The organism is Streptomyces sp. 3330, assembly GCF_031456635.1.
Taxonomy (GTDB): Bacteria; Actinomycetota; Actinomycetes; order Streptomycetales; family Streptomycetaceae; genus Streptomyces.
Genome location: NZ_JAVDVA010000015.1, coordinates 1 through 23,028 on the forward strand (window position 1 = coordinate 1; position 23,028 = coordinate 23,028).

The 23,028-nt window shown below is 71.7% G+C and carries 18 protein-coding genes; 14 read left to right on the top strand and 4 right to left on the bottom strand.

The genetic code is table 11. From position 1 onward, the window contains the following. Window positions 1–695: 695 nt before the first annotated feature. The 4 genes from J2X68_RS24035 to J2X68_RS24050 form a co-directional block, all read right to left on the bottom strand. Complete coding sequence (locus J2X68_RS24035) at window positions 696–3,209, bottom strand: DUF3488 and transglutaminase-like domain-containing protein (protein WP_310434634.1); 2,514 nt, start codon at window positions 3,207–3,209, stop codon at window positions 696–698. After that, window positions 3,206–4,588: a DUF58 domain-containing protein gene (locus J2X68_RS24040; RefSeq protein WP_310434635.1), complete on the bottom strand. Its 1,383-nt coding sequence runs from the start codon at window positions 4,586–4,588 to the stop codon at window positions 3,206–3,208. The genes J2X68_RS24035 and J2X68_RS24040 overlap by 4 nt, the downstream gene beginning before the upstream one ends. Beyond that, entirely contained in the window at window positions 4,588–5,619 is a 1,032-nt protein-coding gene (locus J2X68_RS24045) for a MoxR family ATPase (protein WP_310434636.1), read from the bottom strand. The genes J2X68_RS24040 and J2X68_RS24045 overlap by 1 nt, the downstream gene beginning before the upstream one ends. A gap of 270 nt (window positions 5,620–5,889) precedes the next feature. Beyond that, window positions 5,890–6,498 (bottom strand): beta-class carbonic anhydrase, encoded by a 609-nt coding sequence (locus tag J2X68_RS24050; protein ID WP_399040681.1) that lies wholly within the window; start codon window positions 6,496–6,498, stop codon window positions 5,890–5,892. Between the two features lie 262 nt (window positions 6,499–6,760). Here J2X68_RS24050 and rsmH point away from each other — a divergent pair, with 262 nt between their 5' ends. The 14 genes from rsmH (at window position 6,761) to sepF (ending at window position 23,028) form a co-directional block, all read left to right on the top strand. After that, on the top strand, window positions 6,761–7,717 hold the full coding sequence (gene rsmH, locus J2X68_RS24055; protein ID WP_310434638.1) for a 16S rRNA (cytosine(1402)-N(4))-methyltransferase RsmH: 957 nt from the start codon (window positions 6,761–6,763) through the stop codon (window positions 7,715–7,717). Window positions 7,718–7,762: 45 nt separating this feature from the next. After that, window positions 7,763–8,317, top strand: coding sequence for a septum formation initiator family protein (locus tag J2X68_RS24060; RefSeq protein WP_310434639.1), 555 nt, complete (start codon window positions 7,763–7,765; stop codon window positions 8,315–8,317). A gap of 5 nt (window positions 8,318–8,322) precedes the next feature. Further along, a complete protein-coding gene (locus tag J2X68_RS24065) occupies window positions 8,323–10,290 on the top strand; it encodes a penicillin-binding protein 2 (protein WP_310434640.1) in 1,968 nt (655 codons plus the stop codon). Between the two features lie 69 nt (window positions 10,291–10,359). After that, a complete protein-coding gene (locus J2X68_RS24070) occupies window positions 10,360–12,030 on the top strand; it encodes a UDP-N-acetylmuramoyl-L-alanyl-D-glutamate--2,6-diaminopimelate ligase (protein WP_399040684.1) in 1,671 nt (556 codons plus the stop codon). Window positions 12,031–12,034: 4 nt separating this feature from the next. After that, window positions 12,035–13,450: a UDP-N-acetylmuramoyl-tripeptide--D-alanyl-D-alanine ligase gene (gene murF, locus J2X68_RS24075; protein ID WP_310434641.1), complete on the top strand. Its 1,416-nt coding sequence runs from the start codon at window positions 12,035–12,037 to the stop codon at window positions 13,448–13,450. Further along, window positions 13,447–14,520, top strand: a complete 1,074-nt coding sequence (gene mraY, locus J2X68_RS24080; RefSeq protein WP_020129934.1) for a phospho-N-acetylmuramoyl-pentapeptide-transferase — start codon at window positions 13,447–13,449, stop codon at window positions 14,518–14,520. Before murF ends, mraY begins: the two co-directional genes overlap by 4 nt. Then, complete coding sequence (gene murD, locus J2X68_RS24085) at window positions 14,502–15,929, top strand: UDP-N-acetylmuramoyl-L-alanine--D-glutamate ligase (protein ID WP_310434642.1); 1,428 nt, start codon at window positions 14,502–14,504, stop codon at window positions 15,927–15,929. The genes mraY and murD overlap by 19 nt, the downstream gene beginning before the upstream one ends. Window positions 15,930–16,037: 108 nt before the next feature. Next, a complete protein-coding gene (gene ftsW, locus J2X68_RS24090) occupies window positions 16,038–17,402 on the top strand; it encodes a putative lipid II flippase FtsW (protein ID WP_310434643.1) in 1,365 nt (454 codons plus the stop codon). Between the two features lie 6 nt (window positions 17,403–17,408). Beyond that, a complete protein-coding gene (gene murG / locus J2X68_RS24095) occupies window positions 17,409–18,506 on the top strand; it encodes an undecaprenyldiphospho-muramoylpentapeptide beta-N-acetylglucosaminyltransferase (RefSeq protein ID WP_310434644.1) in 1,098 nt (365 codons plus the stop codon). Between the two features lie 26 nt (window positions 18,507–18,532). Beyond that, window positions 18,533–19,327 (top strand): FtsQ-type POTRA domain-containing protein, encoded by a 795-nt coding sequence (locus J2X68_RS24100; RefSeq protein ID WP_310434645.1) that lies wholly within the window; start codon window positions 18,533–18,535, stop codon window positions 19,325–19,327. A gap of 277 nt (window positions 19,328–19,604) precedes the next feature. Beyond that, window positions 19,605–20,807 (top strand): cell division protein FtsZ, encoded by a 1,203-nt coding sequence (gene ftsZ, locus J2X68_RS24105; protein ID WP_057599545.1) that lies wholly within the window; start codon window positions 19,605–19,607, stop codon window positions 20,805–20,807. Then, on the top strand, window positions 20,804–21,532 hold the full coding sequence (gene pgeF / locus J2X68_RS24110) for a peptidoglycan editing factor PgeF (protein WP_310434646.1): 729 nt from the start codon (window positions 20,804–20,806) through the stop codon (window positions 21,530–21,532). Before ftsZ ends, pgeF begins: the two co-directional genes overlap by 4 nt. 6 nt (window positions 21,533–21,538) lie before the next feature. Beyond that, on the top strand, window positions 21,539–22,258 hold the full coding sequence (locus J2X68_RS24115) for a YggS family pyridoxal phosphate-dependent enzyme (RefSeq protein WP_310434647.1): 720 nt from the start codon (window positions 21,539–21,541) through the stop codon (window positions 22,256–22,258). A 128-nt stretch (window positions 22,259–22,386) separates the two neighbouring features. Continuing rightward, entirely contained in the window at window positions 22,387–23,028 is a 642-nt protein-coding gene (sepF, locus tag J2X68_RS24120; RefSeq protein ID WP_310434648.1) for a cell division protein SepF, read from the top strand.

Below are 23,028 nucleotides of genomic sequence, written 5' to 3' on the forward strand. Positions count from 1 at the left end.
CCGGGAAGACCCCCCCCTTGTTGGACGGGTTCGAGCTGCGCGGGCGGCGCCGCGGTTCCGCGCTGGGGGGCATCTGCCCCCCCACCACCCCCCCGCCGGGGGTGGGGGGGGGGGGGGCCCCCCCCGGGCGGGGGGGCCCCCCCCTCGACATTTGCCCGTGCCCTGCCGCTTCCCCGCTACCACCGGGGCTTCGCGGTCACCGCGACCCGCGTCCCAGGCCCCTGCAGAGCCCTGTGACCACCTGCGCCGCCCATGCCGGGCCTGCGCGCGCTCCCGGGCCGGTTTCGGCTCCGCATGGCCCGGCCCCGATGCGGCCCGGCCCCGATGCGGCCCGGCCCCGATTCGGCCCGGGCCCGGTTAGGCCCGGTCAGGCCCGGGACGGGCGGCCGGGCTTCGCCGTGGGCGCTGCCCGGCCGGAGTCCGGCACCCGTGTGATGTCCTGCCCGGCCCCGGGCCCGCTGCTGCTCGGCCCGGAGCCGCTCATGCTCCTGCTCCTGTTAGGCCCGCTCCTGCTCCTGCTCGGCCCGGGCCCGCTGCTGCTCGGCCCGGGGCCGCTCCTGCTCGAACAGGGCTCAGGCGTGACTCGTGCCGGGCTCAGGCATTGCCCGGGCCGTGCGCGGGCGTGGTGCGGGCCGGGCGCGGGCGTGGTGCGGGCCGAGCCCGGCCCTCCGTCGGGAGGCCGGCCCGGCCCTTCCTCAGGCGCTCGGCTGCTCGCCCTGCCGACCGGACGGGCGGCGCACGAGAGTCGCCAGACGGGCCGACCAGGACGCCTTGAGGGCCGTCCAGCGGTCGTTGAGGTCCCAGATCGCACGGATGGCGGAACGCGGCGCCACGACGGCACGTACCCGCGTGGTCCAGCCGACCCGCTCGCGCAGGGCCCCCCGCACCTTGCGCACCTCGTCGGCCAGGCCCGCCTCCGCTCTCGGCTCCGGAGCGAACAGCACCTGCTCCACGGCGCCCGCGACCCGGTGCACCGAACGGCCCACCGTCTCGTCCAGCTCCCCGATCCGGACGATCCGCGCGGCCGCCCGCCGTGGGGTCAGCGCGTCGTCCGGCTCGATGCCGTAGTCCCAGGCCGTGTCGGTGAGCTCGCGCCAGACCGCCAGCACGTGCTCGGCGGCCGCCTCACCGGCCTCCTGCGGCGGCACGTCCAGCAGCACCCCGGGACCGGTGTCGCCCGGCTGCCGGCCGTCCCCGCCGTCCTTGCGCCGGCCCGGGGGCGCCCCGGCCGCCGAGGCCGCGGAGTGCTGGGCGGACGCCAGCCGCACCGCACGCCGTCTCAGCCGCCAGAGCATCGGCAGCAGCGGGAGGGCGAGCGCGGCCGCGCCCAGCAGTGTCCATCCGGCGATCCCGTACCAGGGGGTGCCGCCGCCGTCCTGCTCGGTCGGATCCAGCGGCAGCGCGGCGGCGCAGCCCTCGAGCTTCTTGTCCTGGGCCGAGCAGCTCGTGCTCGCCGAGGGCTCGGTCGAGGGCACCGCGTCCGCCGAGCGGGAGGCCTGCGGCAGGTCGGGAACCGCCTCGCCCGAACTGTCCGGCAGCGTGTACGTGGGTGTCGAGCCCCGGGTCGGGGTCGGCTCGAAACGGGTCCAGCCGACGCCCTCGAAGTACAGCTCCGGCCAGGCGTGCGCGTCCTTCAGACCGACCGACAGCGACCCGTCCGCCTGCGGGGAACCGGGCGCGAAGCCCACCGCCACCCGGGCCGGTATGCCCAGCGTGCGGGCCATCGCGGCCATCGCGAACGAGAAGTGGACGCAGAAGCCCTGCTTGTCCTTCAGGAAGCGGGCGATCGCGGTGGGGCCGTTGCCGACCTCGACCTCGGTGTCGTACTCGAAGCCGCCCGTCACCGCGAAGTAGTCCTGGAGCGCGACCGCCTTCTCGTAGTCGCCCGCGGCGCCCTGGGTGATCGCCCTGGCCTGCTGCGCCACCACCGCGGGGAGGGAGTCCGGGACCTTGGTGTAGGTGCTCTTCACCGAGCCGGGCGCCTCGGGCGCCGAGGCCAGCTGCTCCGCCGTCGGCTGCACGTCGAGGCTCGTCACCTGGTACGTCTTGCCGCTGGTCTTCTGGCCGTGGTCGCCGACCAGGGTCATGCCGACCGGCTCGTACCGCCAGTTGCCCTTGATCTGCACGCTGCTGGGCGGGTACGGCATCGGCAGCCAGTCCTGGCCGTAACTGGCGGCCGCCGCGATCCGGGTCGTGACCTCCGTGCGCTTGACGTCCTGGCCCAGCCCGGTGGGCGTGGGGAACTCGTCCGGCACGGCGATGATGTGACGCTTCGCCGGTTTCCACGTCGTGCCGTCGAAGTCGTCCAGCGACACGATCCGCAGGTACAGGTCCGAGATGTTGCTGGTGGTGGTGCGCAGGGTCAGGACCGTGCGGTCCTCGTCCACGTTCAGGCTGTCGCGCAGCGACACCAGCGGGTTGACCGCGGAGATCGTGCCCCCGCTGCCGTTGCCCGCGCCGACTCCGGTGCCCGCCCCGTCCAGCAGACCGCCCTGGACGGCCGGCAGCGGCAGCAGCGGCACCACCAGGGCGACGCCCAGCGCGGCCATCCCGATGCGCCGGCCGGTGCGCACCGGAGCCACGGGGCCGGGCGCGCCGCCCGGAGCCCGCGGGGTCCCGCCGAAGACCCGGCCCCACTGCGAGAGCCGTTCCCGGCCCTCGGCGAGCAGCAGCATCAGATATCCGGCCGCGGCGACCAGGAACCACAGCCAGTCGGTCACCCCGTCGGACAGACCCGCGGCGACCGAGTACAACGCCAGCAGCGGCAGGCCGGCCGGGGCCGCGTTGCGGTAGGTCACCGCGAGGGTGTCCACCGCCAGACCGATCACCAGCACCCCGCCGATCACCATCAGCCGGATGCCGTCGGACAGCGGGGCCGGGATCGCGTACCGCCCCACGTCGTCGGTGCCCGCCTGGAGCAGGTCGCCGAAGTGGCGGAAGGCCTCCGGGCCGGGGACCAGACCGGCGAGGGCGTATTGCCGGGCGAAGAGCAGGGTCAGCAGCATCAGCGTGACCAGGGTCTGGGCGGCCACGGTCAGCGGCCGGGCCAGCGGCACCCGCCGGGTCGCCGCGCCCACCCCGGACTGGACCGCCAGCAGGAACGCCGCCTGGAGGAGCCAGGTCGCCGGGGTGACGAGGGGCAGCAGGGCGCAGGAGGCCATCAGCGTCGCCGCCGCCGAGCACAGCGTCAGTCGGGCCCGCCCGCTCATGACCATCCCTCCCCGCCGTTCGTCCCGCCGGCCGTCAGCACGCCCGCCCGCTCGCGGTCCGCCTGGCGCCACAGCTCGTTCAGCGAAGCGCCCCGCGGCACGCTCAGGGCCGTCCAGCCCGCCTCGCGCAGCATCCGCAGCCGCTCCTCCTGCCTGTTCATCGGATGGGGTGCGCCGTTCGGTTCACGCCCCCAGCTGTCGCCGTCCATCAGGAAGGCGACCGCGCCTCCGCTGCGCTGGCGCATCTTCGCGGCCACCGCCGCCTGCTCCTCGTCGAGATCGCCGAGGAAGGCCACCAGCAGTCCCTCGTTGCCGCCGCGCAGCACGTCGTACGCCCGGGACAGCCCCGTGCCGTCGGAGTGGTCGACCACCGCCAGGGTGTCCATCATCAGCCCGGCCGCGTCCGCCGACTCCTGGCTCGCGCCGGCGAACCCGTCGGAGCCCTCGCCGGGCACCGAGTTGCCCGTGTCCGTCAGCAGCCGCACCGAGAAGCCGCGCTCCAGCATGTGCACCAGCACGGAGGCGGCGCCCGAGACCGCCCATTCGAAGGCCGAGTCCGGGCCCGCGCCCTGGTAGGAGAGGCCCCGGGTGTCCAGCAGCACCGTGCAGCGGGAGCGTTGCGGCTGCTCCTCGCGGCGCACCATCAGCTCGCCGTAGCGGGCGGTCAGGCGCCAGTGCACGCGGCGCAGGTCGTCGCCGTAGCGGTAGCCGCGCGGGATCACGTCGTCCTCGCCGGCCAGCGCCAGCGCGCGCTGGCGCCCGTCGCCGTACCCCTTGGCCTCGCCGCTCAGGCGGACCGGGGGCAGCGACTCGACGCGCGGGATGACCGTCAGCGTGTCGTAGGTGGAGAAGGCCCTGGTGAGTTCGCACATGCCGAAGGGGTCGCTCAGGCGCAGCTGGAGCGGGCCCAGCGGGTAGCGGCCGCGCAGGTCGGAGCGGACCCGGTAGGACACCTCGCGGCGGCCGCCCGCCTCGACCCGGTCCAGGACGAAGCGGGGGCGCGGGCCGAGCACGTACGGCACCCGGTCCTGGAGCATCAGCAGGCCGGTCGGCAGCCGCGAGACGTTGTCCATCCGCAGGTGGACCCGGGCCTCGCTGCCGGCGGGCACCCGTGCGGGGGAGAGCCGACGGCTGCCGGCGACCCGGTAGCGGGTGCGGTAGACCACGGCCGCGCAGATCAGCGGCAGCGCGGCCAGCAGCAGCCCGACCCGCAGCAGGTCGGGCTGTCCGAGCACATAGGCGCAGACGGCGGCGGCGACGCCGGCGGCCAGGAAGGAGCGGCCGCGGGTGGTCAGACCGGCCAGGGCGGTGCGCACGCCGCCCTTCTCGCCCTTCTCCCCGTGGCCGGTGAACGGCTGTCCGGTCCCCCCGGCGGTCATCACAGCCTCCGCGACTGCTGGCCGTACGTCTGTGTGCCGTGGCCCAGGCCGTACCCGTGCTGCTGGGGGGTCGCGGGCACCGAGGTGTGCTGGATGATCTCCTCGACCACCTGCTCCGCCGTGCGGCGGTTCAGCTGCGCCTGCGCGGTGGGCAGCAGCCGGTGGGCCAGGACGGCCACGGCGAGGTTCTGCACGTCGTCCGGGAGCGCGTAGTCGCGGCCGCTGAGGGCTGCGGTCGCCTTGGCCGCGCGCACCAGGTGCAGCGTCGCGCGCGGGGAGGCGCCGAGTCGGAGGTCCGGGTGGGTCCGGGTGGCGGAGACCAGGTCGACCGCGTAGCGGCGGACCGAGTCGGCGACGTGGACACCGCGGACGGCGTCGATCAGCTTCACGATCTCGTGGGCGTGCGCCACCGGCTGGAGGTCGTCCAGCGGGCTGACCCCGCCGTGGACGTCGAGCATCTGGAGCTCGGCCTCCGGGCTCGGGTAGCCGATGGAGACCCGGGCCATGAAACGGTCGCGCTGGGCCTCGGGCAGCGGGTAGGTGCCCTCCATCTCGACCGGGTTCTGCGTGGCCACCACCATGAACGGGCTGGGTAGCTCGTACGTCGTCCCGTCGATGGTGACCTGGCGCTCCTCCAGTGACTCCAGGAGCGCCGACTGCGTCTTGGGCGAGGCGCGGTTGATCTCGTCGCCGATCACGATCTGCGAGAAGATCGCGCCCGGCTTGAACTCGAATTCCCGGCGCTGCTGGTCCCAGATGGACACCCCGGTGATGTCCGAGGGCAGCAGGTCGGGCGTGAACTGGATACGGCGCACCGAGCAGTCGATGGACTTCGCCAGCGCCTTGGCGAGCATCGTCTTGCCGACGCCCGGCACGTCCTCGATCAGCAGATGCCCCTCGGCGAGGAGCACGGTCAGCGAAAGCCGTACGACCTCGGGCTTGCCCTCGATCACTCCCTCCACCGAACTGCGGACACGCTCCGCAGTGGCGGTCAGATCTGTGAGGCTCGCTCGCTCGTCATAGGTCGTCACCCGGCCCTCCTCGGCCCAAACTTTCTCCGGGCCGACGCTCTGTGCGGCAAACCGGCCCACCCCGAATCACGGACGCCGTGCACGAACTGCTCAGCGTGACGTCACACCCGCATTCTTGCTGCCGTTACCGATTCGTGTCACTCGCCTGTGGACAACTGTCCGCGATATGTCGGTGTTATGACTATTTGGGCGTCCGCGGTAGGGAAATCAACAGCGAAACGACAGCGAACGACGGCATCCGTGAACGGTCGCACAGGGTGGAGGGAGCGGCTATCCGGGGTCGACCTCGCGCAGCAGGCCCGTCTTCACGTCGAACACGAAACCGCGCACGTCGTCGGTGTGCAGCAGGAACGGTGAGGTGCGCACCCGCTGCATCGACTGCCGCACGTCCTGGTCGACGTCACGGAAGGCCTCCACGGCCCAGGCCGGACGCTGGCCGACCTCCATCTCCAGCTCGGTGCGGAAGTCCTCGGTGATCGCCTCGAGGCCGCAGCCGGTGTGATGGATGAGCACGACGCTGCGCGTGCCCAGCTTGCGCTGGCTGATCGTGAGCGAGCGGATCACGTCGTCGGTGACCACGCCGCCGGCGTTGCGGATCGTGTGGCAGTCGCCGAGCTCGAGGCCGAGCGCCGCGTGCAGGTCGAGGCGGGCGTCCATGCAGGCCACGACCGCGACGTGCAGGACGGGGCGGGCGTCCATGCCGGGGTCGGAGAAGGCCGCCGCGTACCGTTCGTTCGCCTCGACGAGGCGGTCGGTGACGGTGCCGTCCGTTATGGCGCCTTCGGGCCGAGCGGGAACCGATGCAGAAGTCGTCATACCGATGACGGTACTGGTCACGCGCGTTCCGGGCCTGCTGTGAGAACGGAAAAAGAGTGTCATCACGTGCTCTTTGTGAGGTAAGCCACAGAGGAGACGGGGAGCGGGCCTCCCCTCGGCCGCGCCGCGCAGGCCGGTTGATTGACCGCGAGACACCGTGGACTAAAGTGACGCGAAGCGGGAGGCGACGATCTCCCTGCTGGACTGAACCCCGTGAGACCCCGGCCCGGCCGCCGGAGATCTCCCCGCGGCGCCGGCAGGCCTTCCCTTCCTCAGGGGGCGGGGACCCGGCGATGCGTACACCCGCCGGATCTGAGAGGGCCCCTTGAGTCACAGTCGACACGTCCCGGTGATGCTCCAGCGGTGCCTGGACCTGTTGGCCCCCGCCCTCCAGCGGCCCGGCTCGGTGGTGGTCGACTGCACGCTCGGCCTCGGCGGCCACAGCGAGGCGCTGCTGACGCAGTTCCCCGAGGCCCGGCTCGTCGCCCTGGACCGCGACAAGGAGGCGCTGCGCCTGTCCGGCGAGCGCCTCGCCCCGTTCGGCGACCGCGCCACCCTCGTCCACGCCGTCTACGACGAGCTGCCCGAAGTCCTGGACCGGCTCGGCATCGCGCGCGTGCAGGGCGTCCTGTTCGACCTCGGCGTCTCCTCCATGCAGCTCGACGAGGCCGACCGCGGCTTCGCCTACGCGCAGGACGCCCCGCTCGACATGCGGATGGACCAGACGACCGGAGTCAGCGCCGCCGAGGTCCTGAACACGTACCCGCCCGGTGAACTGGTGCGGATCCTGCGGGCGTACGGCGAGGAGAAGCAGGCCAAGCGGATCGTCTCCGCGGTGGTGCGCGAGCGCGAGAAGGAGCCGTTCACCAACAGCGCGCGGCTCGTCGAGCTGATCCGCAACGCCCTTCCCCAGGCCGCCAAGCGCACCGGCGGCAACCCGGCCAAGCGCACCTTCCAGGCGCTGCGCATCGAGGTCAACGGCGAACTCTCCGTCCTGGAGCGGGCGATCCCGGCCGCCGTGGAGGCGATCGACGTGGGCGGGCGCATCGCCGTCCTGTCGTACCACTCGCTCGAAGACCGGCTGGTGAAGCAGGTGTTCGCGGCCGGCGCCGCCAACACCGCGCCGCCGGGGCTGCCGGTCGTCCCCGAGCGCTACCAGCCGAGGCTCAAGCTGCTCACCCGCGGTGCCGAACTTCCCACCGAGGAAGAGATCGCCGAGAACCGGCGTGCCGCCCCGGCGCGCCTGCGCGGGGCCGAGCGGATCAGGGAGTCCATCGAATGACGGGCGTGAGCCGAGGGTTCGGAATTCCGACCCGGGGGAGGCCGAGTGAGTAGGAAACCCGAACTGAAGGGGAGGGCCGCCCGGCTCGCGCGGCTTTTCCCGGCCGGCCCGCGGCAGGCCGCCCGGACCCCGTTCGTCCTTCTTGTCGTCCTCCTCCTGGGCGGCGGGCTCATCGGACTGCTCGTGCTGAACTCCGCGCTCAGCGAGGGCTCGTTCAAGATGGACGACCTCCAGAAGGACACCAAGAGCCTCACCGACGAGGAGCAAGGGCTCCAGCGGGACATCGACTCGTACTCCGCCCCCGACGCCCTCCAGCGCCGCGCGCGTGAACTCGGCATGGTCCCCGGCGGAGACCCGGCCTTCCTGAACCCCGACGGCACCGTGAAGGGCGTCCCCTCGGCCGCCGCCCAGCAGTCCCTGGAGGAGGCCCCCGCCGCCGTGCAGCCGCCGGAGGCCATCCCGCTCTCCCGGACGGACGAGGCGCCGCCGTCCCCCGGGACGCCCCCGCCGAGCCCCCTTTCCGAGCCGGCCGAGCCGACCGGCCCTCCGGCCCCGAGCGCCGCCCCGACCGAAGCCATCCCCGAGAATCCCGGCAGGTGACGGAAGTGTCCGACAGGGAACCGCCGCGCCGGCGCGTGCCCGGCCCCGCCCGGCCCTCCCGCCCCGGGGCCGCCCAGCGGCGCCCGGGCCCCGGCGCCCGTCCCGCCCGTCGCCCGGCCGCAGCCGCGCCACGCCCCCCGGCCCAGCGCTCCATCCGGCTCGGCAGCCCCCGCCCGCGCCTGCGGATGGTCGGCCTCGCGCTGGCCCTGGTGCTGATCGCCTTCGTCGTCCGGCTGCTCCAGGTGCAGGCCGTCGACGCGAGCGCCTATGCCGCCAAGGCGGAGCAGAACCGGTACGTCGGCCAGGTGCTGGCCGCCGAGCGCGGCGAGATCACCGACCGCACCGGCGTGGCCTTCGCGACCAGCGTGGACGCCTACGACATCACGGCCGACCCCACGATGTTCACGCGCGCGCAGCTGAAGGTCGGCGACGCCCCCGAGCAGGCGGCCGCCCTCCTCGCGCCGATCCTCGGCCAGGAGCAGTCCGCGCTCGTCAAGAAGCTGCGGCCGAAGGACGCGGGCCTGCGCTACGTCAAGCTGGCGGGCCGGCAGACCCCGCAGGTCTGGAAGCAGATCAAGGACCTGAGGTCGGCGCTGTCCACCAAGGCGGAGACGGACAGCACCACCGTCAACGTCCTCGCCGGCGTCTTCTCCGTTCCCAGCAGCAAGCGCGTGTACCCCAACGGCAACCTCGCCGCCGGGATACTGGGCTGGGTCAACGCCGACGGCAACGGCGGCGGCGGTGTCGAGCAGCAGCTGAACGCGACCCTGACCGGCAAGGACGGCAAGATCCGCTACGCCCAGTCCGGCGGCCGCCAGGTGCCCACCGTGGGCTCCACCGAGACCCCCGCGGTGCCCGGCTCCGACGTCGAGCTGACCATCGACCGCGACATCCAGTGGGCCGCGCAGAACGCCATCACCGAGCAGGTGAAGGAGTCCCGGGCGGACCGCGGTTACGTCATCGTCCAGGACAACCGCACCGGTGAGATCCTCGCCATGGCCAACTCGCCCGGCTTCGACCCCAACGACCTCTCGCAGGCCGACTCCGCGGCCATGGGCAACGCCTCCGTGCAGGACGCCTACGAGCCCGGCTCCACGGCCAAGGTCATGTCGATGGCCGCCGTGCTGGAGGAGAACGCCGCCACGCCGCTGACGCACGTCACCGTGCCCAACCGGCTGCACCGCGGCGACCGGCTCTTCCAGGACGACATCGACCACCCCACCTGGTACCTCACGCTCAACGGCGTGCTCGCCAAGTCCAGCAACATCGGCACCATCCTGGCCACCGGCCAGCTCGGCAAGACGCAGGCGCAGGCCAACCAGGTGCTCTACTCGTACCTGCGCAAGTTCGGCATCGGCAGCCACACCGGACTCGGCTTCCCCGGCGAGACGAAGGGCATCCTGGCCCAGCCCGGCAAGTGGTCGACCTCGCAGCAGTACACGATCCCCTTCGGCCAGGGCATGTCCCTCAACGCGCTCCAGGCGGCCTCCGTGTACTCGACGATCGCCAACGGAGGGGTCCGGGTCGAGCCCACCCTGGTCCGCGGCACCAAGGGCCCGGACGGCCGCTTCACCCCCGCCGAGGCGCCCGCCAAGACCCGGGTCGTCAGCCAGAAGACGGCGAAGACCCTCGCCCAGATGCTGGAGTCGGTCGTGGACGACCAGGAGGGCACGGGCGCCAAGGCGCGCATCCCCGGCTACCGCGTCGCCGGCAAGACGGGCACCGCCAACCGGGTCGACCCGGCCACCGGCACCTACAAGGGCTACACCTCGTCGTTCGCCGGGTTCGCGCCCGCCGACAACCCCCGCGTCACCGTGTACTGCGCCATCCAGAACGCCACCCAGGGCAGCTACTTCGGCGGCCAGATCTGCGGTCCCGTCTTCAAGCAGGTCATGGAGTTCTCTCTGAAGACCCTGCAGATCCGGCCGACCGGCGCCAAGGCCGCGAGCCTCCCGGTCGCCTTCACCCCCTGACCTCCCGTACCGCCCGCCCCGACCCCCGCCCCGTCACTGTTCAGCGCCGAACAAGCCAGGAACCAGCCCGTGACCATGATCACTCCCGACCCCGGGAAGCCCGCACCGCCCGCCGCCGCGTCCGCGCCCTCGCTTCGCCCGCAGGCGGGTACGCCCGGTACGCTCACCGCCGTGCCACACGCTGATCAGTCCCAAACCACCCAGAAGGGCGCTTCCGTGACCTATCCGGGACCGCCGCGGCCGGCCCAGGTCTCCGCCACACCCCTCGCGGAGCTCGCCGACCAGCTGGGTGTCGAGCAGCCGGGGGGCGCCGCCGTCGAGGTCACGGGCATCACCCATGACTCGCGCGCGGTCCGTCCCGGCGACCTGTACGCCGCCCTGCCGGGCGCCCGCCTGCACGGCGCCGACTTCGTCACCCAGGCCGCGGGCCTGGGCGCGGTCGCCGTCCTGACCGACCCCACCGGCGCGGAGCGCGCCGCCGCGACCGGCCTGCCGGTCCTGGTGGCCGACGACCCGCGCGGACGGATGGGCGAACTGGCCGTCACGATCTACGGCGCCCCGGGCCGCGACCTGCTCCAGATCGGCATCACCGGCACCTCGGGCAAGACCACCACGGCGTACCTCATCGAGGGCGGCCTCAAGCCGGTCAGGTCCACCGGCCTGATCGGCACCGTCGAGATGCGCATCGGTGACGAGCGGATCAAGTCCGAGCGCACCACCCCCGAAGCCACCGACCTGCAGGCCCTGTTCGCGGTCATGCGCGAGCGCGGCGTCGAGGCGGTCGCCATGGAGGTCTCCAGCCACGCCCTGGTCCTGGGACGGGTCGACGGCTGCGTCTTCGACATCGCCGTCTTCAACAACCTCAGCCCGGAGCACATGGAGTTCCACTCCGGCATGGAGGACTACTTCCAGGCCAAGGCGCGGCTGTTCACCCGGGAACGCAGCAAACTCGGCGTGGTCAACTTCGACGACGAGTACGGCCGCCGGCTGATCCGGGAGGCGGAGGTGCCGGTCGTCACCTTCTCCGCCGAGGGCCACCCGGACGCCGACTGGCGCGCGGTCGACGTCGAGATCGGCCCGCTGGACTCGACGTTCACCGCCGTGGGCCCGGACGGGGTGCGGGTCGCCGCCAGGTCGCCGCTGCCGGGCTCCTTCAACGTGGCGAACACCCTCGCCGCGATCGTCTCCCTCGCCGCCGCGGGCATCGACCCGCGGACCGCCGCCGACGGTGTGGCCGCGGTGCCGGGCGTGCCGGGCCGGCTGGAGCGCGTGGACGCCGGTCAGCCCTACCTCGCCGTCGTCGACTACGCCCACAAGACGGACGCCGTCGAGTCGGTCCTGAAGGCGCTGCGCAAGGTCACCAAGGGCCGGCTGCACGTCGTCCTCGGCTGCGGCGGCGACCGGGACCGCACCAAGCGCGTCCCGATGGGGGCCGCCGTGGCCCGGCTGGCCGACACCGCCGTACTGACCTCCGACAACCCCCGCTCCGAGGACCCCCTCGCGATCCTCGCGACGATGCTCCAGGGCGCGGCGTCCGTGCCCGCGCACGAGCGCGGCGACGTCCTCCTCTTCGAGGACCGGACCGCCGCGATCGCCGCCGTCGTCGCCCGCGCGCACGCCGGGGACACCGTGCTGGTCGCGGGCAAGGGCCATGAGCAGGGCCAGGACATCGCCGGGGTGGTCCGTCCGTTCGACGACCGCCAGGTGCTTCGCGAAGCTATCCAGCAGACCCAGGGATGAACTTGTGATCGCCCTCTCCCTCGCCGAGATCGCAGCAGTCGTCGGCGGGCAGACGCACGACATACCGGATCCGTCCGCGGAGGTCACCGGACCGGTCGTCCGGGACTCCCGCGAGGTGGTGCCCGGCAGCCTCTTCGTCGCCTTCGTCGGCGAACGCGTGGACGGCCACGAGTACGCGGCCGCGGTCGTCGAGGCGGGCGCGGCGGCCGTACTGGCCTCGCGCCCCGTCGGCGTCCCCGCGATCGTCGTGGACGACGTCCAGGCGGCGCTGGGCGCCCTCGCCCGGCACGTCGTACGCAAGCTCGGCGCGACCCTCGTCGCGCTCACCGGCTCGGCCGGCAAGACCAGCACCAAGGACCTCATCGCGCAGGTCCTGCGGCGCAAGGCGCCCACCGTCTTCACGCCGGGCTCGCTCAACAACGAGATCGGGCTGCCCCTGACCGCCCTGTCCGCGACCGAGGAGACGAAGTTCCTCGTGCTCGAGATGGGCGCCCGCGGGATCGGCCACATCCGCTACCTCGCCGATCTGACGCCCCCGCGGATCGGCCTCGTCCTCAACGTCGGCTCCGCGCACATCGGCGAGTTCGGCGGCCGTGAACAGATCGCACAGGCAAAGGGCGAGCTCGTCGAGAGTCTCCCGGCGGCCGCCGAGGGCGGCGTCGCGATCCTCAACGCCGACGACCCCTTGGTCCGGGCCATGGCCTCCCGTACGAAGGCGAAGACGGTCTTTTTCGGAGAGTCCGGCGAAGCGGACGTTCGGGCCGAGAACGTGCGACTCACGGACAGCGGACAGCCCTCCTTCAGCCTTCACACACCCTCCGGGTGCAGCGATGTGACCATGCGCCTGTACGGTGAGCACCACGTGTCGAACGCGCTCGCAGCGGCCGCCGTCGCCCATGAGCTGGGCATGTCCGCGGAAGAGATCGCCACCGCGCTCTCCGAGGCGGGCTCCCTCTCCCGCTGGCGGATGGAGGTCACCGAGCGCCCGGACGGCGTGACGATCGTCAACGACGCCTACAACGCGAACCCCGAGTCCATGCGAGCCGCCCTGCGCGCGCTCGCGGCCATGGGCAAGGGGGGCCGGACGTGGGCGGTGCTCGGCAAGATGGCCGAGCTCGGGGACGAGGCGCTCGCCGAGCACGACGCGGTCGGACGGCTCGCCGTCCGGCTCAATGTCGGCAAGCTCGTCGCGGTCGGGGGCAGGGAAGCCGCCTGGCTGCAACTGGGCGCATATAACGAGGGTTCGTGGGGTGAGGAGTCGGTGCACGTGTCCGACGCACAGGCGGCGGTCGACCTGTTGCGCAGCGAGTTGCGCCCGGGGGACGTCGTACTCGTGAAGGCGTCCCGTTCGGTCGGCCTCGAGAGCGTCGCGCAGGCGCTGCTCGCGACCGGCACCGAGGGTGAGGTCGCCGCCCGATGATGAATCAGATCCTGTTCGCGGGTGTGATCGGCCTCTTCCTGACGCTGGTCGGTACGCCGCTGCTGATCAAGCTGCTGGCGCGCAAGGGCTACGGCCAGTACATCCGCGACGACGGCCCGCGCGAGCACGCCAGCAAGCGCGGTACGCCGACCATGGGCGGCATCGCCTTCATCTTCGCGACGATCGCCGCGTACTTCCTGTCCAAGGTGATCACCGGCAAGCCCCCGACCTACTCGGGTCTGCTGGTGCTCGGCCTGATGACGGGCATGGGTCTGGTCGGGTTCCTCGACGACTACATCAAGATCGTCAAGCGGCGTTCGCTGGGTCTGCGGGCGAAGGCGAAGATGGCCGGCCAGCTGATCGTCGGTATCGCCTTCGCGGTGCTCTCGCTGCAGTTCTCCGACTCGCGCGGCAACACCCCGGCCTCCACGAAGCTGTCGTTCATCACGGACTTCGGCTGGACGATCGGCCCGGTGCTGTTCGTCGTCTGGGCACTGTTCATGATCCTCGCGATGTCCAACGGCGTGAACCTGACGGACGGTCTGGACGGTCTCGCCACCGGCGCCTCCGTCCTCGTCTTCGGCGCCTACACGTTCATCGGCGTCTGGCAGTTCCAGGAGTCCTGCGCCAACGGCGAGACCCTGACCAACCCCAGCGCCTGTTACGAGGTGCGCGATCCGCTGGACCTCGCGGTCATCGCGTCCGCGCTGATGGGCGCCTGCCTCGGCTTCCTGTGGTGGAACACCTCGCCGGCCAAGATCTTCATGGGCGACACCGGTTCGCTGGCGCTCGGCGGTGTGCTCGCGGGACTCGCCATCTGCTCCCGCACCGAGCTGCTGATCGCCCTCCTGGGCGGCCTGTTCGTGCTGATCACGATGTCGGTGGTCATCCAGGTCGGCTCCTTCAAGCTCACCGGCAAGCGGGTCTTCCGGATGGCGCCGCTTCAGCACCACTTCGAACTCAAGGGCTGGTCCGAAGTCCTGGTCGTGGTCCGTTTCTGGATCATCCAGGGCATCTGTGTGATCGTCGGACTGGGCATCTTCTACGCGGGATGGGCAGCGGACAAGTGACCGACTGGCAGGGGAAGAACGTCACCGTCGCCGGGCTCGGCGTCTCCGGCATCCCGGCGGCCAAGGTGCTGCACGGGCTCGGCGCGAAGGTCACTGTCGTCAACGACGGCGACGACGCACGCGCGCGTGAGCAGGCCGCCGAGATGGAGGCGCTGGGGGTCACCGTGCGCCTCGGTGACGGGGCGACCCTGCCCGAGGGCACCGAACTCATCGTCACCGCGCCCGGCTGGAAGCCCGACAAGCCGCTGTTCGCGGCGGCCCGTGCGGCCGGGGTGCCGGTCTGGGGCGACGTCGAACTCGCCTGGCGGCTCAGGGAACTGGACGGCCGGAAGGCCGCGCCCTGGCTGTGCGTCACCGGCACCAACGGCAAGACGACCACCACCCAGATGCTGGCGTCGATCCTGAAGGCGGCAGGCCTGCGCACGGCGGCCGTCGGCAACATCGGCGTCTCCCTGCTGGACGCCGTCCTCGGCGAGGAGCCGTACGACGTCCTCGCCGTGGAACTCTCCAGCTACCAGCTGCACTGGGCGCCCTCGCTGCGCGCCCACTCGGCCGCCGTCCTGAACCTCGCCCCCGACCACCTCGACTGGCACGGCTCCATGGAGGCGTACGCCAAGGACAAGGGCCGCGTCTACGAGGGCAATCAGGTCGCCTGCGTCTACAACGTCGCCGACAAGGCCACCGAGGACCTGGTGCGGGAAGCGGACGTCGAGGAGGGCTGCCGGGCCATCGGCTTCACCCTCGCCGCCCCCGCGCCGTCCCAACTCGGCGTCGTGGACGGCATCCTGGTCGACCGCGCCTTCGTCGAGAACCGGCAGCAGAACGCGCAGGAGCTCGCCGAGGTCTCCGACGTCCGCCCGCCCGCCCCGCACAACATCGCCAACGCCCTTGCCGCGGCGGCCCTCGCGCGCGCCTTCGGAGTGCCCGCCAAGGCCGTACGGGACGGCCTGCGGGCCTTCACCCCGGACGCCCACCGCATCGCGCACGTGGCGGACGTGGACGGCGTCGCCTACGTCGACGACTCCAAGGCGACCAACACGCATGCGGCGGAAGCCTCGTTGGCGGCCTACGAGTCGATCGTCTGGATCGCCGGCGGACTGGCGAAGGGCGCCACCTTCGACGAACTGGTCGCCAAGTCCGCGAAGCGGCTTCGCGCGGCGGTGCTCATCGGCGCCGATCGCGCCCTGATCCGTGAAGCCCTGGCGCGACACGCCCCGGAAGTACCCGTCGTCGACCTCGACCGGACGGACACTGGGGCGATGCTCGCGGCTGTCCGGGAGGCCCGGCGCCTCGCCGTCGAGGGCGACACGGTGCTCCTCGCCCCGGCCTGCGCCTCCATGGACATGTTCGTCAACTACAACCAGCGCGGTGACATGTTCGCCCAGGCGGTCGGCGAACTCGGAACCTGACCCGGCCGCCTGCCGGGCGACCTTGGGAGGGACGCGTGGGAACGTCACGGCCGGCGTACGGCGCGGCAGCCGAGTCAAGCGGCTGCGCCGCGCGCCAGGGAGCAGCGGATGCCCGGTAGCCGTACCGGGCGTCCGCCCGTCCAGCGCACCGTCCGCAGACCCGCGGCAGCCTCCCGCCCGCTGCGCGACAATCCCGTACGACGGCTCCACACGCGCGCGCGGAAGGCCTGGGACCGCCCGCTGACGGCGTACTACCTGATCTTCGGCGGCAGCCTGCTGATCACCGTCCTGGGCCTCGTGATGGTCTACTCGGCCTCGCAGATCACCGCGCTCCAGATGTCGCTGCCGGGATCGTTCTTCTTCCGCAAACAGTTCCTGGCCGCCTCGATCGGGGCCGCGCTGCTGCTGGTCGCCTCCCGGATGCCGGTGAAACTGCACCGGGGGCTCGCCTACCCGATCCTCGCGGGCGCCGTCTTCATGATGGCGCTGGTGCAGGTGCCGGGGATAGGGATGTCGGTCAACGGCAACCAGAACTGGATCTCGCTCGGCGGCTCCTTCCAGATCCAGCCCAGCGAGTTCGGCAAGCTCGCGCTGGTGCTCTGGGGCGCCGATCTGCTCGCCCGCAAACAGGACAGGAAACTGCTCGCGCAGTGGAAGCACATGCTGGTGCCGCTGGTGCCGGTCGCGTTCATGCTGCTCGGGCTGATCATGCTCGGCGGCGACATGGGCACGGCGATCATCCTGACCGCGATCCTGTTCGGACTGCTCTGGCTCGCGGGGGCGCCCACACGGCTCTTCGTCGGGGTGCTGTCGATCGCCGCGACCCTCGGTGTGATCCTTATCAAGACCAGCCCGAACCGGATGGCCCGGCTGCAGTGCATCGGCGCGACCGATCCGGGCCCCGGCGACGCCTGCTGGCAGGCCGTGCACGGGATCTACGCCCTGGCCTCCGGCGGGATCTTCGGCTCCGGACTCGGTGCGAGTGTGGAGAAATGGGGCCAACTCCCCGAAGCCCACACCGACTTCATCTTCGCCGTCACCGGTGAGGAACTGGGTCTGGCGGGGACGCTGTCGGTACTCGCCCTGTTCGCGGCTCTAGGCTATGCGGGTATCCGCGTGGCCGGACGCACGGAGGACCCCTTCGTGAGGTATGCCGCGGGAGGCGTGACCACCTGGATCACCGCTCAGGCGGTGATCAACATCGGTGCGGTGCTCGGCCTGCTGCCGATCGCCGGCGTCCCGCTCCCGCTGTTCTCCTACGGGGGTTCCGCCCTGCTGCCGACCATGTTCGCCATCGGGCTGCTGATCGCATTCGCACGCGACGAGCCCGGTGCGCGGGCGGCGCTTGCGATGCGGCACCCCCGCTTTGGTAGAAAGCGGGGGGCTGGGGGCTCCGCGTTCGACCGGAGCCCCCGGAGATGGAACACGATGCGACGGCGTGCCTCGGCGGCGCGCGCGTCCGGAGAGCGGTGAATTTCGGTGCATGTCGTACTCGCTGGTGGGGGGACCGCCGGCCACATCGAGCCCGCGCTCGCCCTCGCGGACGCCCTGCGCAGGCAGGACCCCACCGTGGGGATCACGGCACTGGGCACGGAGCGCGGCCTGGAGACCACGCTCGTTCCGCAGCGGGGCTACGACCTCGCGCTGATCCCCGCCGTGCCGCTGCCGCGCAAGCCCACCCCCGAACTGATCACCGTCCCGGGCCGGCTGCGCGGCACGATCAAGGCCGCCGAGCAGATCCTTGAGCGCACCAAGGCGGACGCCGTGGTCGGCTTCGGGGGTTACGTGGCCCTGCCCGGCTACCTGGCCGCCAAGCGCCTCGGCGTGCCGATCGTGGTCCACGAGGCGAACGCCCGCCCCGGGCTGGCCAACAAGATCGGTTCGCGCTACGCGGCCCGGGTCGCGGTCTCCACGCCCGACAGCAAGCTGCGGGACGCCCGCTACATCGGCATCCCGCTGCGCCGCTCCATCGCCACCCTGGACCGCGCCGCCATGCGCCCCGAGGCCCGGCACATGTTCGGCCTCGACCCCAACCTGCCCACCCTGCTGGTGTCCGGCGGTTCGCAGGGCGCCCGCCGCCTCAACGAGGTCGTCCAGCAGGTCGCGCCCTGGCTCCAGCAGGCCGGTATCCAGATCCTGCACGCCGTCGGCCCGAAGAACGAACTGCCGCACGTGCAGCAGATGCCGGGGATGCCCCCCTACATCCCGGTACCGTACGTGGACCGGATGGACCTCGCGTACGCCGCCGCCGACATGATGCTCTGCCGCGCGGGCGCGATGACCGTCGCCGAACTCTCCGCCGTCGGGCTCCCGGCCGCCTATGTCCCGCTGCCCATCGGCAACGGCGAACAGCGGCTGAACGCCCAGCCGGTGGTCAAGGCGGGCGGCGGACTGCTGGTCGACGACGCGGAACTGACCCCCGAGTGGGTCCGGGAGACCGTCCTGCCCGTCCTCGCCGACCCGCACCGGCTGTACGAGATGTCCCGCGCCGCCAGCGAGTTCGGCCGCCGGGACGCCGACGATCTGCTCGTCGGCATGGTGTACGAGGCGATCGCCGCCTCCCGTGCACACCGTTAGGCACGTTTGACGAAAGGGCAGGGAGCGTGGCCGGATCCGCCACCGCCGAGCGCGGTGCACGCCAGCAGGAGTCGTCCGGCCCGCCCCTCGTCCGGTGGTGGGGGCCCCGCCGACTTCGTATGATCATCATCCTCGTGCTGGCCGTCGTGCTCCTCGGCGGAGGCGCCGGGTGGGTGCTGTACGGCTCGCAGTGGCTGCGGGTGGAGCGGGTCTCCGTGTCCGGCACGCAGGTGCTGACGCCGCAGCAGGTGCGCGCCGCCGCCGCCGTCCCGGTCGGATCTCCGCTGGTCTCGGTGGACATCGACGCGATCGAGAATCGGTTGCGTACGGAATTGCCCCGAATTCACTCGGTCGACGTGGTGCGTTCGTGGCCCCATGGAATCGGCCTGAAAGTGACGGAGCGTACGCCGGTCCTGCTTGTGCGAAAGGGGTCGAAGTTCGTGGAAGTGGACGACGAAGGCGTCCGTTTCGCCACGGTTTCCGAGGCTCCGAGAGGCGTTCCGCTGTTGGAAATGGCCGTTTCCTCCTCACGTTCGGCCGCCGCGAGCCTGCGCCGCTTCGGCGAGGACCGGCTGGTGCGGGAGGCGGTCGAGGCCGCCGGTTCCCTGCCCGCCGCCGTCGCCCGGGCGACCCGGGTCGTCAAGGTCCGTTCCTACGACGACATCTCGCTGGAGTTGAGCGGCGGCCGCACGGTCGACTGGGGCAGCGCCGAGAAGGCCGCGGCGAAGGGCCGTGCACTCACCGCTCTCATGAAAGCCGCCCCGGCCGCGCGGCACTTCGATGTCAGCGCTCCCACCGCCCCTGCGTCAGCGGGGAGTTGACGCACATCCGCGCAGGCCAGCACCCTGGTTGGGCAGTGACACGCCTGATCACATAGGGTGAAAAGAAAAACGGGAGGTTCGGCGTGTTCGTTGAACGGGCGCCACTTGTCGACTTAGTGTCCTGTTCAGAAGACTCCAAGGAACAGACACACTGGTAACCCTAAACTTCAGCGTTAGGGTTCGGGTCGGCGAAACGGACCGGCCCATTCGGCATCAGTCGTCGGATCACATCACCTGTGAGGCGACGACACGTAACTCGAGGCGAGAGGCCTTCGACGTGGCAGCACCGCAGAACTACCTCGCAGTCATCAAAGTCATCGGTGTCGGCGGCGGTGGTGTCAATGCCATCAACCGGATGATCGAGGTCGGTCTCAAGGGCGTCGAGTTCATCGCCATCAACACCGACGCGCAGGCGCTGTTGATGAGCGACGCCGACGTCAAGCTCGACGTCGGCCGTGAACTCACGCGCGGACTCGGCGCCGGCGCCAACCCGGCCGTGGGCCGCAAGGCCGCCGAGGATCACCGCGAGGAGATCGAGGAGGTCCTCAAGGGGGCCGACATGGTCTTCGTGACGGCCGGCGAGGGTGGCGGCACCGGCACCGGCGGCGCGCCCGTCGTGGCCAACATCGCGCGCAACCTCGGCGCCCTCACCATCGGCGTGGTCACCCGCCCCTTCACCTTCGAGGGCCGGCGCCGCGCCAACCAGGCCGAGGACGGCATCGCGGAACTCCGCGAAGAGGTCGACACCCTCATCGTCATCCCCAACGACCGGCTGCTGTCCATCTCGGACCGCCAGGTCTCGGTCCTCGACGCCTTCAAGTCGGCCGACCAGGTCCTGCTCTCCGGTGTCCAGGGCATCACCGACCTGATCACCACCCCCGGTCTGATCAACCTCGACTTCGCCGACGTGAAGTCGGTCATGTCCGAGGCCGGTTCCGCTCTCATGGGCATCGGCTCGGCCCGGGGCGACGACCGCGCGGTGGCCGCCGCCGAGATGGCGATCTCCTCGCCGCTCCTGGAGGCCTCCATCGACGGCGCCCGGGGCGTCCTGCTCTCCATCTCCGGCGGCTCCGACCTCGGCCTGTTCGAGATCAACGAGGCCGCCCAGCTGGTCAGTGAGGCCGCGCACCCCGAGGCCAACATCATCTTCGGCGCCGTCATCGACGACGCCCTGGGCGACGAGGTGCGGGTCACCGTCATCGCGGCCGGCTTCGACGGGGGACAGCCCCCGGCCCGCCGGGAGACCGTCATGGGCTCGTCCTCGTCCTCGGCGCGCCGCGAGGAGCCCACTCCGGTACGGCAGCAGCAGCCCGAGAGCCGGCCGTCCTTCGGCTCGCTGGGCAGCGTGACCCCCAAGGAGGACCCGCAGCCGGCGCCGGAGCCGGTGGCCGACCTTCCGGTCTCGCCGCCGGTGCCGCCGTCGCGGTCCTACTCGGACAGCGCGGCCGAGGAGCTGGACGTGCCGGACTTCCTGAAGTGATAGGACAGCGCGAGAGCGCGAGCGGCGCGCACTTTGCCTTCACCGACCGGTGGGGCGGGGTGAGCGCCGCTCCGCATGAGGAGCTCAACCTCGGCGGAGCGGTCGGCGACGACCCCGACGCCGTGCGCGTCAATCGTGAACTGGCCGCCAAGTCGCTGGGCCTGGACCCCGGCCTGGTGGTCTGGATGAACCAGGTGCACGGCAACGACGTCGCCGAGGTCGAGGGACCGTGGACCACCCGGCTCACGCCGCCGGTCGACGGTCTGGTGACCGCGACCCGTGGACTCGCCCTCGCCGTACTGACGGCGGACTGCGTGCCCGTCCTGCTGGCCGACCCCGTCGCCGGGGTGGTCGCGGCCGCCCACGCCGGGCGGCCCGGCATGGTCAAGGGGATCGTGCCCGCCGCGGTCGACGCCATGCGGTCGCTCGGCGCCGACCCCTCCCGGATCGTCGCCCGCACCGGACCCGCCGTGTGCGGGCGGTGCTACGAAGTGCCGGAGGACATGCGCGCCGAGGTGGCCGCCGTCGAGCCGGCGGCGAGCGCCGAGACCAGCTGGGGGACTCCCGCGGTCGACGTGGTCGCCGGGGTGCACGCGCAGCTCGACCGGCTCGGGGTGCGCGACCGGGAGCGGTCGCCGGTGTGCACACGGGAGTCGAACGATCACTTCTCGTATCGGCGCGACCGCTCCACGGGGCGACTCGCGGGATATGTCTGGCTGGACTGATAGGGCATGACGGACCGTAAGCACGAACTCGCCGCGAACCTGGCGAAGGTGGACGACCGGATCGCCGCCGCCTGCGCGGCCGCGGGCCGCGCGCGGGAGGAGGTGACCCTGATCGTGGTCACCAAGACCTACCCGGCGAGCGACGTCCGGCTCCTGTCGGAACTCGGCGTGCGCCATGTCGCCGAGAACAAGGACCAGGACGCGGCGCCCAAGGCGGCCGAGTGCGCCGGGCTGCCGCTGCGGTGGCACTTCGTCGGCCAGTTGCAGACCAACAAAGTGCGATCCGTGGTCGGTTACGCGGACGTGGTGCAGTCCGTCGACCGGGCCAAGCTGGTGACGGCCCTGTCGAAGGAGGCCGTGCGGGCCGGGCGCGAGGTGGGCTGTCTGCTCCAGGTCGCGCTCGACGCCGGCGCGAGCGAGCGGGGCGAGCGGGGCGGGGTGGCCCCGGGCGGGGTCGAGGAGTTGGCCGCTCTGGTCGCCGGATCGCCGGGGCTGCGGCTTGACGGACTGATGACCGTCGCACCCCTGACCGGGGAGTACGCGGGACGCCAACGGGAGGCCTTCGGGCGGTTGATGGATTTGTCGACTGACCTGCGCCGAGCCCATCCGGCTGCGAACATGGTGTCGGCAGGGATGAGTGCGGACCTCGAGGATGCCGTGGCGGCCGGAGCGACACATGTACGCGTCGGCACTGCGGTACTCGGAGTCCGCCCCAGGCTCGGGTAACGTCGCCAGGAAGTCGGACCACAGCAGAAAATATGGTCATTACCGCCGAAGGGCGGACACAAGGGCCACGTGGATCGCGGGACTTGGCAGTTGAAAGTCGATCCACCACAGAGCGGAGGACTCAGAGAATGGCCGGCGCGATGCGCAAGATGGCGGTCTACCTCGGCCTCGTGGAGGACGATGGGTACGACGGCCGGGGCTTCGACCCCGACGACGACTTCGAACCCGAGCTCGACCCGGAGCCCGAGCGGGACCACCGGCGACACGAGCCGTCCCACCAGTCACATGGTGCGCATCAGTCCCAAAGGGACGAAGAGGTGCGAATCGTGCAGCCACCGGCGCAGCGTGAGCCGGTGGCTCGTTCCGCTTCGCCAGGCGCGGAATCCGGGCGTCCGGCGCGCATCGCGCCCGTGGCATCCATCACACAAGAACGTCAGTCCCTGGAGAAGAACGCACCGGTGATCATGCCCAAGGTCGTGTCGGAACGAGAGCCGTACCGGATCACCACGCTTCACCCCCGGACCTACAACGAGGCCCGTACCATCGGGGAACACTTCCGTGAGGGCACCCCGGTGATCATGAATCTGACTGAGATGGATGACACAGACGCGAAGCGACTTGTCGACTTTGCGGCCGGTTTGGTGTTTGGTCTTCACGGCAGCATCGAGCGGGTGACGCAGAAGGTGTTCCTGTTGTCGCCTGCTAACGTCGATGTCACGGCGGAGGACAAGGCCCGCATCGCAGAGGGCGGGTTCTTCAACCAGAGCTGA

Coding starts and splice junctions, on each gene's coding strand:
- J2X68_RS24035 (WP_310434634.1), bottom strand. CDS start 3,209: ATGAGCGGGCGGGCCCGACTGACGCTGTGCTCGGCGGCGGCGACGCTG.
- J2X68_RS24040 (WP_310434635.1), bottom strand. CDS start 4,588: ATGACCGCCGGGGGGACCGGACAGCCGTTCACCGGCCACGGGGAGAAG.
- J2X68_RS24050 (WP_399040681.1), bottom strand. CDS start 6,498: ATGACACTCTTTTTCCGTTCTCACAGCAGGCCCGGAACGCGCGTGACC.
- mraY (WP_020129934.1), top strand. CDS start 13,447: ATGATGAATCAGATCCTGTTCGCGGGTGTGATCGGCCTCTTCCTGACG.
- murD (WP_310434642.1), top strand. CDS start 14,502: ATGGGCAGCGGACAAGTGACCGACTGGCAGGGGAAGAACGTCACCGTC.
- ftsW (WP_310434643.1), top strand. CDS start 16,038: ATGCCCGGTAGCCGTACCGGGCGTCCGCCCGTCCAGCGCACCGTCCGC.
- J2X68_RS24115 (WP_310434647.1), top strand. CDS start 21,539: ATGACGGACCGTAAGCACGAACTCGCCGCGAACCTGGCGAAGGTGGAC.
- sepF (WP_310434648.1), top strand. CDS start 22,387: ATGGCCGGCGCGATGCGCAAGATGGCGGTCTACCTCGGCCTCGTGGAG.